Annotated in this window: 1 protein-coding gene; it reads right to left on the bottom strand. The window is 67.3% G+C overall.

The window, feature by feature from the left end; translation table 11 throughout:
- Window positions 1-13: 13 nt before the first annotated feature.
- On the bottom strand, window positions 14-434 hold a 421-nt coding region (gene rsmG, locus FL311_RS43695; RefSeq protein ID WP_141333603.1), incomplete at its 5' end, for a 16S rRNA (guanine(527)-N(7))-methyltransferase RsmG.

Here is a 434-nt window from a genome sequence, read left to right as displayed (position 1 = left end):
CTACAACGTTCGCTCACGCCGACGGCGCGAGGATGACCAGGTGACGCTCAGCCGGCAGCCCCGGCACGGTCAGGCGCTCGATGGCTTCGACGGTCCAGCCGGCGGGCAGGCGTTCGATTTCGGCATCCGGGCGCACGCCCTTCATGGCGACCATGCGGCCGCCGGGCGCCAGCAGGTGCCCGGCCAGATTCACGAAATCGACCAACTCGGCAAACGCGCGTGACGTGATGACGCCGTAGCCGGTGGCATCGGCCAGTTTTTCTACATGGCCCCAATGCGATTGGGCATTGGCCAAGCCAAGCTCGGCGCGGCACTGCGTCAGGAAGGCGGTCTTCTTCTGCACGATGTCGACCATCGTGACGCTGACATCCGGGAAGGCGATGGCCAGCGGAATGCCCGGCAGGCCGCCGCCCGAACCAACGTCCAGCACGCGC

Origin of the sequence: Myxococcus sp. AB025B (assembly GCF_006518215.1) — a bacterium.
Taxonomy (GTDB): domain Bacteria; phylum Myxococcota; class Myxococcia; order Myxococcales; family Myxococcaceae; genus Myxococcus; species Myxococcus fulvus.
Note: the sequence above shows the minus strand (reverse complement) of the source record. Positions and strands in the feature narration are given on the sequence as shown.